The following is a 13,607-nucleotide window of genomic DNA, read 5'->3' as shown; positions in this document are numbered from 1 at the left end:
TTATTATTTATGCAGCCGTTAATGGTCTGCCTTTTAAGCGTTTTTCGATTTTTTGTTTTATAACCGTAAGACGCTTCATTAAGTCCATTAGTTTAGAATCCTTTTTCTGCTTATAGATTTCGTTAACACCTAGAATTATTTCTTTAGCCTCTCTAGCTGCTAAAATTCTGTCGCTTGTGGTCTTGAATGAAAACTTTCTGTTTTCAAATTCAACTGCTCTTTCTAATATATCCATAGCTTAATCATTTAAATAGTTTTGTAATTCTGAGATTTTTTCGGGTGTATTAAATTCACCTCCATAATAAGTCGTTACTGTAGCCGAAGTATCATCTTTGACGCCTCTTGAGGATACGCATAAATGCTTGGCATCGATAATTACCGCTATATCTTCTGTTCCAAGTACCGTCTTTAGTTCGTTTGCTATTTGATTTGTTAAACGTTCCTGTACTTGTGGGCGTTTAGCATAATACTGAACAATACGATTCAATTTTGATAAGCCTATAACTTTCCCGGAAGATTTGTAAGCAATATGTGCCTTTCCGATTATGGGAACAAAATGATGCTCACAGTTAGAATAGAAGGTAATATTCTTTTCAACTAGCATCTGGTTGTATTGATACTTGTTATCGAATAAGGCCACTTTCGGTTTGTTTGCAGGATCTAGTCCTGAAAATATTTCCTCAATATACATTTTGGCTACACGGTCTGGTGTGCCTTTTAATGAATCATCAGTGAGATCTAAGCCAAGAACATCCATTATTTCAGAAAATAATATAGATATACGTTCTTTCTTTTCTTCATTAGGCATATCAAAAGCATTGGCTTTCATAGGTGTGTCTAATGAAGTGAATAAATGGTCATCTCCAATATCTTCGATACTAAAACCATTTAAATGCTGGCCATTTTTTTTGGAAATTGTTTCTGTGTTCATAGAATCTTTTTAATGTGCTGTCTTTAAGTACTCCAAACTTAAATCAAAGCACGTGTTAGCGTTTTGAAATAGAGTTGTTCGTTATAGTTCTTTGACGCGAGCATTTAAATCTGCCTTTGTCAAATGTTCTTTTCTTTTTATGTTTTGTGGCTCTGCCTTGCACACGTTTTCTCCACATTCTGAAACTACTTGGTTTCATTTCCTTCCTCATAAGCTCGATGACCTGCTGCTCTTTAAGTCCGAACTGGAATGTGATAGCCTCAAAAGGTGTACGATCTTCCCATGCCATTTCCACAATCCTATCAATATCTTTTATTTCCAATATCATATGTCCTGGGGCATAGCATATTGCATGTCGTACTTTACTTTTTCATCCATCAGCTTATCAAAAAACTTTTTATTTTCCCTAAACGTTTTACTGTTTCTAAAATGAATGAATCTTCCTTGTGCATGAATACTAGAACCATTTACCTTATATATGACTAATTGATAATAAGGAATAACCCATGTAAAGTTTTTCAAACCTTGATTGATCATTACCAAAATGCCTTTTGGTCTTAATTCTATATTCGCATAATTGATATCAGACACTTTGTTTATCATGCTTTGCATGTTAGGGCTTACTTCGTCAACAATCATACGTTTTGAGCCCACACCATTCATTTTCAATTTTTGTACCAAACTAAAAGGACTGCCAATAAGGTCAGCTATAATCTGTTTGTGCTCAGGATTGTGATGTGTTGTATTTAATATCATTACAATGTAAAGATACAAAATGTTTAACCTTTTTCATTTAAAGTTAAACAAAGTTTAACACAGAATTAAGAATGTAAGAAAATTACGTTAACATGGACGCTTATTCGTTCCTTAGCATGCGATCTCTATCCTTAAGAGTATGTCGTTTTAAAATGCGGAAACTTTCTGCTATAACCTGCGGATCCTGTTTCATATTCCATAAAATATCACTGGCTCTTTTACGGTTCTCCTTGATGTCTACTATTGGATTTGGATAATCAACACCCAATTTAAAGTTGTAGAATGCCTGTTCCATTTCTGTCATAAGATAGGGTTCATGAACAAAAGGTGTGTCTAAATGCGCCAATTCGGGCACCCATTTTCTAATAAAGACAGCTTCTGGGTCGTGCTTTAGACTGTTAATAGTAGGATTGTAAATCCTAAGGTTATTGATGCCAGTTTCTCCAGCTTGCATTTGTAATTGAGGAAAATGAATACCAGGTTCGAAGTCTAAAAACTGTTGGGATAGGTGAGTGGTTGCCGCTTGCCAGGGTTGCCATAGAATATGGGTAAAGAATGATGCCAACATGGCACGCATCCTAAAGTTTACATAACCTGTTTCTATGAGACAGCGCATACTGGCGTCAACAAGAGGGAATCCTGTTTGCCCTTCACGCCAAGCCTTTTGGTATTCATTAGAAATACTTTTTTTTAGCTTATGGTAACCTTTATTAACACTAGCGTTTTCCATGGTATGTTCCATTTCAAACTTTTGGATAAAATGAGCTTGCCAGCGTAATCGTGAGATAAATGCTCCTATATGGCGCTTGTCTTTTGAGGCAGATTTTACCTCTTGCGCCTTTTGAAATACTTGCCTAATGGATAAATTACCCCAGGCAATGTAAGGTGAGATTCTGCTACAGCTTATACGAGACGCTTCAGGTTTAGAAATATTAAACATATACTCTTCATGGCGACTTTCTAAAAAAGAATTGGCGTACTTCCATCCTGTAGTGCTACCTCCTTTTTGAAATTTTGTGTCCGTGGGTGTTTCTAAGTCGGCTATTGTAAAAACGTTTTCCAAAGTTTCAATTTCGGGCAGTTTCAATAATTGATTATCTCTTGGTTGAAATACTTCAGGATCTTGATACATGTAGTTTTCCCAATTTTCAAACCAGTTCTCCCTATTGGCCAAACCGCGCTCTACACCATTATTTTTACTTTCTACCCAATTAATAATATTGTTTCTGCAATAACGCTTAATTTCTTTATCTCTATTGTATGTGACTAGCAGGCCAGTTTCAACATGGGAAAAAATGGTATTAATTTTATAGAATTCTTGGATTAAGTTAAACGCACCTTGTATGTCGCTCAGCACAGCGAGGATTTTACTATTGTAGCTTCTTAATTCATTGTTGATATCTCTTATGGATTCCTTTATAAAATTGAAATGGCGTTCGCTATAGTGGTCATCATTTAATAATATATGCTCAAAGACGTAAAGTAAGAGTGTACGCTTTTTAGACTTTAGGGCATTAGTAATGGCCTCGTTGTCTTCGAGTCTTAAATCGCGTTTTAGCCAAACAATATTTATGCTTTCTTTTGTTGTCACTATACTCCTTTTTTTATCAGTTCAAGTGTCCTACAGTCACAATATTATCGGGATCAGGACGTGCTTCGACAAAGCTCAGCAGAGCTATCGAGAACCCTAGCCATACAACTTCTCGATACTATTTTATAAAGCTTCACTCATAAAATCACTCGAAGTGATGTTCATTTTATCTAAACTCTTTAAAAAAACTCTTGCATGGTCGAAATGCGTTTCCTTAGTATCCTGCCTCATCTTGTCAAAAGTTCTTATCAACATGCTTAGCCTTGGATTGCTTAAAAAGAAATCACGATGCTTGTCCATAAATGTCCAGAATAAGCCATCCCAAGTCGATTGCCATTCTCCTTTGCTGTAGTTGCTCATTTTCATGATGTAATTACTGCTACTGATATAAGGTTTGGTGGACATTAAACCGCCATCGGCATACAAACTCATACCATATACATTAGGGACCATCACCCAATCGTAAGCATCAATGAATAGCTCCATAAACCACTTGTAAACCTCATCGGGGTCGAATTCGCACAATACCATAAAGTTTCCTAATATCATTAGGCGTTCTATATGGTGTGCATAAGCTGTTTTATTCACCTTTCTAATAACGTCATCCACTGGTTCAATGCCAGTAGTACCACTGTAGAACGAAGCTGGTATTTTGCGATTGAACTTCCAGAAATTTTTAGTACGTTCTTCCGTACCTTTAACTTCGTATACGCCTCTTATAAATTCTCGCCAACCAAGAATCTGCCTTACAAAGCCTTCAGTTGAATTAAGTGGGACATCATTTTCATTAGCATAATCAACAGCTTTTTCTATAACTTCTGAAGGGTTTAACAATCCGACATTAATTAGAGATGAAAGTAAACTATGGTTAAGGAAATGTTCTTCTTTCACTATGGCATCCTCATAGATACCAAATTCATGAAATCTAATTTCTAAGAACTCTTGTAGCCAAGACTCAGAAGCGTCAAAATCTATAGGATAAATAGTGAAATCTGATAGTTTACCATAATGATTGTCAAAATTTAGATTAACATAGTCTTCTGCCTCTATATGATAATTAGTTCTGTCTGGAAATTGAATGCTTGGTGGCATTTTGCCTTTCGGATATTTCTTTCTATTGTCTGTATCATACGTCCACTTGCCGCCTACAGGCTCACCAGAAGACATCAAAATATCCCTGTCCTTTCGCTGTTGTTTGTAGAATGCCGTTTGAAAAAATTTCTTTTTTGATGGCTTAAAAAACGACTTTAGTTCATCTTTTGAATTAATAAACAAAGGATTTTCGTACCACGTCACTGTAATGTATTTTGAAACAGAATTAATGTGTTTTTGAAGCCAATTATCCGTAGGGTCTATGATATGAAGTCTTTTTAATCCATCGGCAACCAAACTTGGAATCAATGTTCTAACATCGCACAAACCAGATGTAGCTTCGATATAGTTTACTTGCTTGCCTTTTGATTTTAAATAATCTTCGTAGGCTTTCATAGTAGCACGATGAAATGCAATTTTTTGTTTATGGAATTTGTAATGTCTAAAGAATAAGAATTCCTCAACCAGATAGATGTCACAATCCAATTCTAGAATTGGGGAATTCTTAAACAATTGATGCGGGAATAATAATATAGCTTCTTTCTTTTTCATTTCTTTTGGTTTTGTCATTGCGCACATAGTGAAGCAATCTTTTTTAGATTACTTCGTCATTCACTTCGACAAGCTCAGTACATCGCGTGCCTCATTCCCTGTCTGCCGACAGGCAGGCTCGTAATGACTTTTTTAAAACAAACTCGGTTGCAACCAAAGCCTTCTAAATCTTCCATTAGTATCATAGCGCTCTGCTTGCAGTTGTACATTAAACTTGCGGTCTCTAGGGTCGTTCCCCACGCCAGCGACATACATCCAATTGCCATAATTGCTATGAACATCATAATCGATAAGTAGAGACTCAAAATAAGACGCACCGATGCGCCAATCGAGCTCTAGTTCTTTAGCAAAATAAGAGGCTACATTTTGGCGTCCCCTGTTACTCATCCAACCTGTTTCTTTGAGTTCGATCATATTGGCATTCACAAAATCAGAATATGTCTCTCCATTAATCCATTGATCAATTTGAGATGGCTTGGTAGACCATTCATAATCTTTTGAAAGAATACCTCCCAATTTAAATATATGGTTGCCATACTTTAGCGAAATATATTTGAAATAGTCACGCCAAATCAACTCGAAAATGAGCCAATAGGTCGATTGATTTTTGAAGTGCTCTTTTTCAAATTGTTTCACTTGCCAATAAACCGTTCGTACAGAAATACTGCCATTGGCTAACCATGGCGAGAATTTAGAGCTGTAATCGGTACCAGCTAAACCGTTTCGGGTCTTTTTATAGAAACCTAATTTTTTTGTACCGAAGAAATAATCATTCAAACGAGTCAAAGCTGCGGTTTCGCCACCTTTAAAAGGAAATGCAGAATGCGGATGAACCTCAAAATCTTCAAAACCTAAATTAGATAGGCTAGGGATAGAGGTGTTATTTTCAATTCTATTTTCCTCAGACTGCTGTTTTGTTTGAACTTCTTCACGTATGGGAATGTATTTTTCAAGCTTTTTTCTGAATACGGTAAATACTTGAGGTGTATTTGTTATTCCGAAATTGATATCATCTGGATGATACAAAAATTGATTATAAATGGAATGCCATTTAATATTTGGCAATTTAGATTTCACGACATTTTCAACATCAACTTCTTCTTGAGTCCATTCCCTTTGAAGATAAATACTAAAGATATTATGAATTTCACAGAGTTTAGGAATGATAGTTTCTGGCAATTCATAATAAACCAGCAAGTCAATATTTAAAGCATCTAATTGCGATTTTAAATCTATGACGGTTTCTATCAAGAACTTTGCTCTAAACTTCTCGGTTTTCTTAAATCCGTAGGAATGGACTTGAAACTGCCTTGGGTCAAAGCAATATAGACCTATAACACGGTTGCCATTTTTGCTAGCTTCGGCTAAAACGGCATTATCGATTGTTCTTAAATCGTTTCTAAACCAAACTAGATTTGTTTTTTCTGTCTTCTGCATCTTTCACTACAATATTTTACATTATCCCAATCCTTTGCCCATTTTTTTCTCCAAGAGAAAGGACGTTTGCAAACAAAACATACCTTTTCTGGTAGATATTGTTTCTTAGTGCCTTTTGGCATTTTCTGAATTTTAATTTGTCATATTACATTTTTCAACTGTCAATTAAGACAGGCTAAAATGAGATATCTCATCCAACAGCATGAATATGTGATTTAGCTTCGCTGAACCTACGGTTTCTCGTCACTCATATTTCACTCCGTCGAAATGATATTCAATATCATTTTGATTCTACCAATGCATTTATCATTCCTTTAAAAACAAAAGCGTGGAATGGTAAAACCATATACCAATAAAGGCGTCCCCAAACGCCTTTTGGTCTAAAAACTGCACGCTGGTAGAGTTTATCTTTTACAATTTTAAATTCTAACCATGCTTCGCCGGGTAATTTCATCTCTGCAAATAGCAGTAAGCGTTTTTCTTTTTTATCGGCAAATAGTACACGCCAAAAATCCAAGGGGTCACCTGGTTCTAAATATGTATCGTGTGTTCTTCCTCTTCGAAGGCCAACACCACCGAATAATTTATCGACATAGCCTCTCAATTTCCATAATCCGTTGAAACTGTACCAACCATTACGTCCACCAATACTCCAGATTTTATTAATGGTGAATTGCTCATCTTTTACCTTTCTATAGCGCACATCCTTAAAACAACCGAATTGAGGTAATTCGATGTGTTTTGATAGTTGATCACTGAAAACGCCACTACTAACAGCATCTTTCCAACTAGAGATCACCGAGTTCTGCTGTATTTTCTGGAAGGCCAGATTAACTGCCGTTTTATAGGTCATTGGTTCAATATCTATGTGCTCATTGATATCACTAGGCTTCCCAATGACTTCCACCTTCATGCTATCCACTAAAGCCTGTGCTAATTGAAATGATGTTGACGTTACAAAATATAGCCAATACGATGATAGTTTTGGTGTCAATACAGGTAGTGTATAGATATATCTTCTTAACCCGCGAACTTCGGCAAATTGCAATAGCATATCTTTATAAGTCAGTATTTCTGGGCCAAAGATGTCGTACGATTTATTGTAGAGTTGTTCTTTTCCGATAGCTTCTGATAGATAGGTGAGAACATCTCTGATGCCTATAGGCTGTGATTTAGTGTTCAGCCATTTTGGAGTAATCATCAATGGTAGTTTTTCGACGATATCTCTTATGATTTCAAATGAGGCACTGCCACTTCCTACTATAATACCTGCTCTAAAGGTGGTTAGCGCATATTTTTTGGATTTTAAGGTTTCCTCAACTTGTAAGCGCGATTTTAGATGTTTAGACAATGAATTAGCATTCACTATGCCACTTAGATAGATGACATGCTTGCAGTTTGTAGTCTCGATAAGATGTTTAAAGTTGGATGCACATTGGCGTTCTAAATCCTCAAAATCTTCTGTATTTGTAGCCATAGAATGAATGAGGTAGTAGGCTGCATCAATATCTTTTGGAATCTGATTCGCTTTTGGAGAAAGAAAATCTATTTTAATGAATGTGCATAAGGGGTGTTCTTCGATTTCATCTGGAATGCGATTCATATCACGGACACAGCAAATAAGCTTGTGCTTAGCTTCGAGTAGCTGAAGTGCTAATCGTTTGGCAATGTAGCCCGTTGTACCTGTGATAAGTATTTTCATGCTTCGTTTTCATCCTTATTTGTCATTTCGAATTGGCAAAGCTGTTGAGAAATCTCATAATTTAATTATAAGCGAGATGTCTAGACTACTTCGTAGTGCGCTCTCAATCAAAATGTATTTTAATTTCAACCAATGTTCGATATGACAGTTATTATTTGTCAATCATCATTTCTGCTTTAGGCCTTTGATATTCTAATCGGGTTTTCAATTCGGGTACTGCATAACCGTCAAGACCATTAATAGTTGCTACTTTGCCTTTAGACAAATTGATAAAGCCATCTTTTTCTAATAACTCATCCTGAACGTACAATTTTGATATTCTGCCAATCAATAATATGGTGTTATTAGCCTTTATGGGATATTCTTCTACATATTCCATGGCCATTTGTATAGGACATCCTTTTACAAAAGGTGCTATAAAGTGGTCTTTATATTCTTCCTTAAGATCGGTGACATCAAATTCGGATATCGAAGCGTCATACTTAGCGGAAGTGTGATGTGCATCTTCAAGAATATCTAAATGGATATGGTTTAAGCTGTATTTTCCTGTAGCTTTTATATTATCGTAAGTATTTCTCATGACTGTGGTTGGTCTTAAGAAAAAACCTAACAAAGCAGGATTGGATCCTAAATGTGTTACAGAACTAAAAACAGCAACATTGCTGACGCCAAAGTTATCTTTAGACCCAATAAGATTAGCGGATTTATAGCCAGAACAACTATTGATGAGGTTGATTCGGTATAAATGATGCATATTGTTGATGTCGTCTAAAGAAAACGTTGCCATTTATAGATTGATGAAATTATTGATTTTGATATTTTCTGCCTTTAAATCGAACATTAGATTGTACAGGCCAAAAAATGTACGGTTGATGTAGATAAAATGCTTAGACCCTCTATTGCCGTTCATGTTCCTCAATTCGGTGCTTTTAGAATACTTCTGTCCCATTTCTGCCACTTGATTGAAAAATTCTGGATTTGAAAAATCAAAAACGTCATTATGAAACGGCTGTGTAAAGAGACTCAACAATTCATAAAACATATCACTAAAAAACTGAATTTCTTCTACAGAGTCGTCAGGTCGGAGAATTTCCAGCTCGTACATTTTAGCTCTAAACACCTCTGGATTTTCGATACTTTCTTTTTTAGCCAATTCAAAGTAGGGGACATAAAACTCATCTGGAATGGATTTCATGCAACCAAAATCTAAAGCGATTAATTCACCATCTTCAGAAATTAAGAAATTACCGGGATGTGGATCTGCATGCACCTTTTTAAGTTTATGGATTTGATACATATAAAAATCCCAAAGGGCCTGTCCGAGTTTGTTAGATATTTGTTGGTTGGTATTATGTGCCACAAATTCGGAAAGGTGTTCTCCTTTCATGTAATCCATAGTAATGATGCGCTCGGAGGAATACGCTTCATAATAATTTGGAAACTTAAGATTTGGAATGTGCTTACAGGCTTCAACTACCGTTTTACTCTGCTCTATTTCTAGTAGGTAATTGGTTTCTTCTACTAGTTTATCTTCAACTTCCTTAAAGTATTTATCAGAATCTTTACCTTTGATATTGAACATTTTAATGGCCACAGGCTTAACTAATGCTAAGTCTGAAGCGATACTCTCCGCAACTCCAGGATATTGGATTTTCACAGCAAATTTTTTCCCATTCTTATCTGCAAGGTGTACTTGACCAATGCTTGCAGCATTAACTGAAGTTGCGTTGAAAGTATCAAAAAGTTCATCGGGATGTTTCCCAAAATATTTTTTAAATGTTTTTATAACCAATGGTGGTGACAATGGTGGCACAGAAAATTGTGATAACGAAAATTTTTCTACATAAGCTTTAGGCAAGATGCTTTTTTCCATACTGAGCATTTGGGCAACCTTCAATGCACTTCCTTTTAGCTTTTTTAGACTATCATAAATGTCTTCTGCATTGTTTTGATTAAGGCGCTCTTTAGCTTCTTCTTTGGAGCTCACCATTTTGTCGCCATAATATTTTAAATAATTTACACCAACTTTAGCGCCAGTAGTCACTAGTTTTGAGGCTCGGGATATTTTTGTTATTGGTATACTGTCTATGGTCTTCATTTAATTCATGTGCATTTTTTCCTTATACAGGAATTTCCCTAAATCGATTATGCTTTTTAATGGCGTTGTATCTATTAAATCGAAACTGGCTTTAATCGATTTTTCAATAAACAAATCTGTTTTTTCAAACGAAGGTGATGTGTCATCTAACCAAAATCTAATGGTCATCAAAAGCTGTAACCATGCAGATTCTTTTAAACTCCTGTTTTGTAACCTTACCAATTGCTCTTGCTTCAGGTCAATAGTATTAATGTTTAGGTGCTCGATATAGTTGACAAACCTTTTTTTAAGGTGTATAAGTGTTTTGAGAGATTTTAAAGAGGATTTATGTCCCTCTAAAGCATAACTGACATAGCTTCTATTTGCTGTTAGAATTTCGAAAAATGTGAAGTAAAAACTTAATAACTTGTTCTTAGCGTCGAAGTTTAAATAATCTTCGCTTTTCTCTAAAACTGCATGCGCATTGTCAAAAAATATTTTGAATATAGACTGTTCTAAAGCGTCGAATGAAGCAAAGAACTCATAAAACTTTTGCTCTTTAAAATTATTATCTTTTGCAAAAGCATAAACTGACTTGGGATTTTCGTTATGCATCAATACATAATCCATGTAGAACCCAATAATATCTGATTGTGATACTGATTTTTTCTTTGCCATTGTGCTTATTTTACAATGTAAAGATACAAATTGTTTAACTATTTTCAATTAAGGTTAAACAAAATTTAACTCTTTCTTAGGGAAACACATAGAATTAAGAGTTACACTTTATGAGGGAAATAATACTTTTTACGTAACCAAAAAGCTACTTTTACTAATAATATGAGTGCAGGAACTTCTACTAAGGGGCCAATGACTCCTGCGAAAGCTTGTCCCGAATTAAGGCCAAAGACTGCAATAGCTACAGCTATAGCTAACTCAAAATTATTTCCTGCAGCTGTAAAGGCAACTGAAGCGGTTTTATCATATTCTGCTCCCATGGCTTTGGTGAAAAAGAAGCCTGTAATAAACATTAGAGTGAAGTAAATTAGCAATGGAAGCGCTATAATTAGAACATCCATTGGAATTTCGACAATTAATTCACCTTTAAGCGAAAACATGATTACAATGGTAAATAAAAGTGCTATTAATGTAAGGGGAGAAATGGTAGGAATAAATTTTTTGTTGTACCATTCATTACCTTTTAGTCTAACTAAAACAAGCCGACTTAAAATCCCCATTATAAAAGGGATCCCTAAATAAATGGCCACACTTTCTGCAATAGTTGCGATGGAAATATCAACTATTGCACCCTCAAACCCAAAAAGAGGCGGTAGTTTTGTAATAAATAACCAAGCATAAAAACTATATCCAAAAACTTGAAAAATACTATTTAATGCGACTAATCCTGCTCCGTATTCACTGCTCCCTTCTGCTAAGTCATTCCAAACTAAAACCATTGCGATACAACGTGCTAAACCAATGAGAATTAGACCAACCATATATTCGGGGTAATCCTTTAGAAATAATATGGCTAGGACAAACATTAATACCGGACCGATAATCCAGTTAAGAATTAGTGAAATGGATAGTATTTTCACATCTTTAAAAACCTTTGGTAGCAGTGCATAATTTACTTTTGCTAATGGTGGATACATCATTAAAATCAATCCAATAGCAATTGGAATATTAGTTGCGCCTCTGTTAAATGAGTTGACAAAATTTGGAAAGTTTGGAAAGAAGTAGCCAATTCCTACGCCTATAGCCATAGCTATGAATATCCACAGGGTGAGATTTTTGTCGAGAAAGCTTAGTTTTTTCATGTCAGTAATGAAAGTTTTTAGAACCTTATTTTTTTAAATTTGAAAAGACATATTTTAATTCCGTAGCAATTTGAAGGCTTCGTTCTTTGTATTTTTCAGCCTGTTGGGGTGTATTATCAAATGCTTTGGGGTCTTCGTAAGTTAAAGGAATTCGTTTTTCTGATCCAGGAACAAAGGGACATGCTTCGTTTGCAGAATCGCAAGTCATAATTGCTGCAAATTCTGACGATGGATTAAAAGGATCATCGAATGTTTTTGAAAATCCAATAATTGGATGTTTTACTTCTGAATATTTAATGGCATATAAAGGATTAGTCTCGTTTGAAAGCTTTTTGATTTTAAATCCTGAGCTTTCTAAAGCTTCAGCAGCTGATGGGAATAGAGCAGTGGCTTCAGTTCCTCCAGAGTATGTAAATATATTTTTAACGTTGTAATAATGAGCCAACGCTTGTGCCCAAACTTGAGATAAATGACTGCGGCGCGAGTTGTGGGTACAAATAAAATTCAGGTTAATAACAGATTTATCGTTTATTTTATTCTCAATAAAATCTATTAAAAGTTGTAAAACAGCTTTTCGAGACTCACCAATAGACGTAATATCTAATTGTTTAATGTCTTTCTCTATCGTTTCAAATACCATAGTTTTGAATAAATTAAGGTTTAACAACAACCAGAACTAGGTTCGCAACAAGCCGATGTTTGTTGTAAGTCCGACAATCTTACTCGAGGCTTTTCTTTAGGAATACCGCAATTATCTTTGGCTAGGCAATTGGTTTGCTTAGAAGTTAATAAAAAGTTTTTTCCATCAAAGTCTAAGTTATATTTACCTATAGTATCCCCTTGATATTCTACTTCGATCTCCAAATCGTCAATGTTTAATACATTTTGGGAAAGCTCGATAATGCTTAATAATTTTTCCGGATGAAGTCTATGGTCGTAGTCATTGGCTTCCCATAATTGAAAGTTGACAATTTCTTCATGTCTTACTGTACCACCGCAATCAATAAAGTGTTTATTGATTTTACCTACTTCGGTAACATGAAAATGACTAGGAACTAAAGTTCCGTTTGGTAATTGAAAGGCAATCGTGTCTAGTACTTTGAGTTTTGATTTAATTTCTGATAGTTTCATCGGTTACTATGTTTTGTTGTAAAGTTGTTGGATAGGATTTGTAAATAGATTTAGGAATCAATATAGCCTTATAACTTATTTTAGAATAAATAGTTAACAACAGTTATCGGGTTTTATGTCTTGATCAAAAAAAGCAGTTAACAGGTATTTCATTTCAGACCATTTTTCCTGATCGATACAGTAGCAAACGCTTGTACCTTCAATATTACCTTTTATTAATCCCAAGGTTTTAAGCTCTTTAAGGTGTTGGGATATTGTGGCTTGAGCTAATCCAATTTCATCTACCAGATCGCCACAAATACAAGAATTCGTTTTAAAGAGATGATGTAAAATGGCCACTCGCGCCGGATGTGCAAAGGCTTTTGCAAGTGTTGCTATTTCATTCTGTGCATCTGTAAAAATCTCACTTTTCGTCAGTCCCATATATTCTTTAATTTATATATTGCAATATTACGATTAATATTTGATATAAAGTGCTATTTTAAATGAGAATTTGTGTCTTTTAAGTATTCCTTAAC

General features: G+C 35.1%; 16 protein-coding genes. All 16 read right to left on the bottom strand.

From position 1 onward, the window contains the following. Window positions 1-7 precede the first annotated feature (7 nt). The 16 genes from Q0972_RS10360 to Q0972_RS10285 all read right to left on the bottom strand — a co-directional run bounded on the left by Q0972_RS10360 (window position 8) and on the right by Q0972_RS10285 (window position 13,512). Entirely contained in the window at window positions 8-235 is a 228-nt protein-coding gene (locus tag Q0972_RS10360; RefSeq protein ID WP_299365527.1) for a hypothetical protein, read from the bottom strand. Between the two features lie 3 nt (window positions 236-238). Further along, the gene (folE, locus tag Q0972_RS10355) at window positions 239-931 is read right to left on the bottom strand and encodes a GTP cyclohydrolase I FolE (protein ID WP_299365525.1); all 693 of its coding nucleotides are present in this window, start codon (window positions 929-931) and stop codon (window positions 239-241) included. 55 nt (window positions 932-986) lie between these two features. Beyond that, window positions 987-1,259 (bottom strand): TIGR03643 family protein, encoded by a 273-nt coding sequence (locus tag Q0972_RS10350; RefSeq protein ID WP_299365523.1) that lies wholly within the window; start codon window positions 1,257-1,259, stop codon window positions 987-989. Further along, the gene (locus Q0972_RS10345) at window positions 1,256-1,687 is read right to left on the bottom strand and encodes a hypothetical protein (protein ID WP_299365521.1); all 432 of its coding nucleotides are present in this window, start codon (window positions 1,685-1,687) and stop codon (window positions 1,256-1,258) included. The genes Q0972_RS10350 and Q0972_RS10345 overlap by 4 nt, the downstream gene beginning before the upstream one ends. A gap of 100 nt (window positions 1,688-1,787) precedes the next feature. Continuing rightward, window positions 1,788-3,281: a cryptochrome/deoxyribodipyrimidine photo-lyase family protein gene (locus tag Q0972_RS10340; protein ID WP_299365595.1), complete on the bottom strand. Its 1,494-nt coding sequence runs from the start codon at window positions 3,279-3,281 to the stop codon at window positions 1,788-1,790. 120 nt (window positions 3,282-3,401) lie between these two features. Beyond that, window positions 3,402-4,922, bottom strand: coding sequence for a cryptochrome/photolyase family protein (locus Q0972_RS10335; RefSeq protein WP_299365519.1), 1,521 nt, complete (start codon window positions 4,920-4,922; stop codon window positions 3,402-3,404). Between the two features lie 132 nt (window positions 4,923-5,054). Next, window positions 5,055-6,359, bottom strand: a complete 1,305-nt coding sequence (locus Q0972_RS10330; protein ID WP_299365517.1) for a DASH family cryptochrome — start codon at window positions 6,357-6,359, stop codon at window positions 5,055-5,057. Then, complete coding sequence (locus Q0972_RS10325) at window positions 6,332-6,481, bottom strand: DUF2256 domain-containing protein (RefSeq protein WP_299365515.1); 150 nt, start codon at window positions 6,479-6,481, stop codon at window positions 6,332-6,334. The genes Q0972_RS10330 and Q0972_RS10325 overlap by 28 nt, the downstream gene beginning before the upstream one ends. 158 nt (window positions 6,482-6,639) lie before the next feature. After that, on the bottom strand, window positions 6,640-8,061 hold the full coding sequence (locus tag Q0972_RS10320) for an SDR family oxidoreductase (protein ID WP_299365513.1): 1,422 nt from the start codon (window positions 8,059-8,061) through the stop codon (window positions 6,640-6,642). 151 nt (window positions 8,062-8,212) lie between these two features. Then, a complete protein-coding gene (locus Q0972_RS10315) occupies window positions 8,213-8,848 on the bottom strand; it encodes a flavin reductase (RefSeq protein WP_299365511.1) in 636 nt (211 codons plus the stop codon). Then, window positions 8,849-10,159 carry an AarF/UbiB family protein gene (locus Q0972_RS10310; RefSeq protein ID WP_299365509.1) on the bottom strand — a complete coding sequence of 437 codons (1,311 nt, stop codon included), beginning with the start codon at window positions 10,157-10,159 and terminating at the stop codon, window positions 8,849-8,851. It lies immediately after the preceding gene. Continuing rightward, on the bottom strand, window positions 10,160-10,816 hold the full coding sequence (locus Q0972_RS10305) for a TetR family transcriptional regulator C-terminal domain-containing protein (protein WP_299365507.1): 657 nt from the start codon (window positions 10,814-10,816) through the stop codon (window positions 10,160-10,162). It abuts the gene before it with no gap. Window positions 10,817-10,917: 101 nt separating this feature from the next. Further along, window positions 10,918-11,958 (bottom strand): ACR3 family arsenite efflux transporter, encoded by a 1,041-nt coding sequence (gene arsB, locus Q0972_RS10300; protein ID WP_299365505.1) that lies wholly within the window; start codon window positions 11,956-11,958, stop codon window positions 10,918-10,920. Between the two features lie 25 nt (window positions 11,959-11,983). Next, window positions 11,984-12,598, bottom strand: coding sequence for a protein-tyrosine-phosphatase (locus Q0972_RS10295; RefSeq protein ID WP_299365503.1), 615 nt, complete (start codon window positions 12,596-12,598; stop codon window positions 11,984-11,986). Window positions 12,599-12,618: 20 nt separating this feature from the next. Next, complete coding sequence (locus tag Q0972_RS10290; protein WP_299365501.1) at window positions 12,619-13,089, bottom strand: DUF6428 family protein; 471 nt, start codon at window positions 13,087-13,089, stop codon at window positions 12,619-12,621. Window positions 13,090-13,182: 93 nt separating this feature from the next. Then, window positions 13,183-13,512, bottom strand: a complete 330-nt coding sequence (locus tag Q0972_RS10285; RefSeq protein ID WP_299365499.1) for a helix-turn-helix transcriptional regulator — start codon at window positions 13,510-13,512, stop codon at window positions 13,183-13,185. Between the last annotated feature and the right edge of the window lie 95 nt (window positions 13,513-13,607).

This window comes from Winogradskyella sp. (assembly GCF_028282165.1).
Classification (GTDB): Bacteria; Bacteroidota; Bacteroidia; order Flavobacteriales; family Flavobacteriaceae; genus Winogradskyella.
The sequence above is the reverse complement of the archived record's forward strand: the minus strand, read 5'-3'. Positions and strand labels throughout refer to the sequence as shown.

Bases quoted from the DNA above. Each gene is read 5' to 3' on its own strand.
- Q0972_RS10310 (WP_299365509.1), bottom strand. From the start codon at position 10,159: ATGAAGACCATAGACAGTATACCAATAACAAAAATATCCCGAGCCTCA.
- Q0972_RS10285 (WP_299365499.1), bottom strand. From the start codon at position 13,512: ATGGGACTGACGAAAAGTGAGATTTTTACAGATGCACAGAATGAAATA.
- Q0972_RS10305 (WP_299365507.1), bottom strand. From the start codon at position 10,816: ATGGCAAAGAAAAAATCAGTATCACAATCAGATATTATTGGGTTCTAC.
- Q0972_RS10330 (WP_299365517.1), bottom strand. From the start codon at position 6,359: ATGCAGAAGACAGAAAAAACAAATCTAGTTTGGTTTAGAAACGATTTA.
- Q0972_RS10315 (WP_299365511.1), bottom strand. From the start codon at position 8,848: ATGGCAACGTTTTCTTTAGACGACATCAACAATATGCATCATTTATAC.
- Q0972_RS10335 (WP_299365519.1), bottom strand. From the start codon at position 4,922: ATGAAAAAGAAAGAAGCTATATTATTATTCCCGCATCAATTGTTTAAG.
- Q0972_RS10325 (WP_299365515.1), bottom strand. From the start codon at position 6,481: ATGCCAAAAGGCACTAAGAAACAATATCTACCAGAAAAGGTATGTTTT.
- Q0972_RS10345 (WP_299365521.1), bottom strand. From the start codon at position 1,687: ATGATATTAAATACAACACATCACAATCCTGAGCACAAACAGATTATA.
- arsB (WP_299365505.1), bottom strand. From the start codon at position 11,958: ATGAAAAAACTAAGCTTTCTCGACAAAAATCTCACCCTGTGGATATTC.
- Q0972_RS10350 (WP_299365523.1), bottom strand. From the start codon at position 1,259: ATGATATTGGAAATAAAAGATATTGATAGGATTGTGGAAATGGCATGG.
- folE (WP_299365525.1), bottom strand. From the start codon at position 931: ATGAACACAGAAACAATTTCCAAAAAAAATGGCCAGCATTTAAATGGT.
- Q0972_RS10290 (WP_299365501.1), bottom strand. From the start codon at position 13,089: ATGAAACTATCAGAAATTAAATCAAAACTCAAAGTACTAGACACGATT.
- Q0972_RS10360 (WP_299365527.1), bottom strand. From the start codon at position 235: ATGGATATATTAGAAAGAGCAGTTGAATTTGAAAACAGAAAGTTTTCA.
- Q0972_RS10295 (WP_299365503.1), bottom strand. From the start codon at position 12,598: ATGGTATTTGAAACGATAGAGAAAGACATTAAACAATTAGATATTACG.
- Q0972_RS10320 (WP_299365513.1), bottom strand. From the start codon at position 8,061: ATGAAAATACTTATCACAGGTACAACGGGCTACATTGCCAAACGATTA.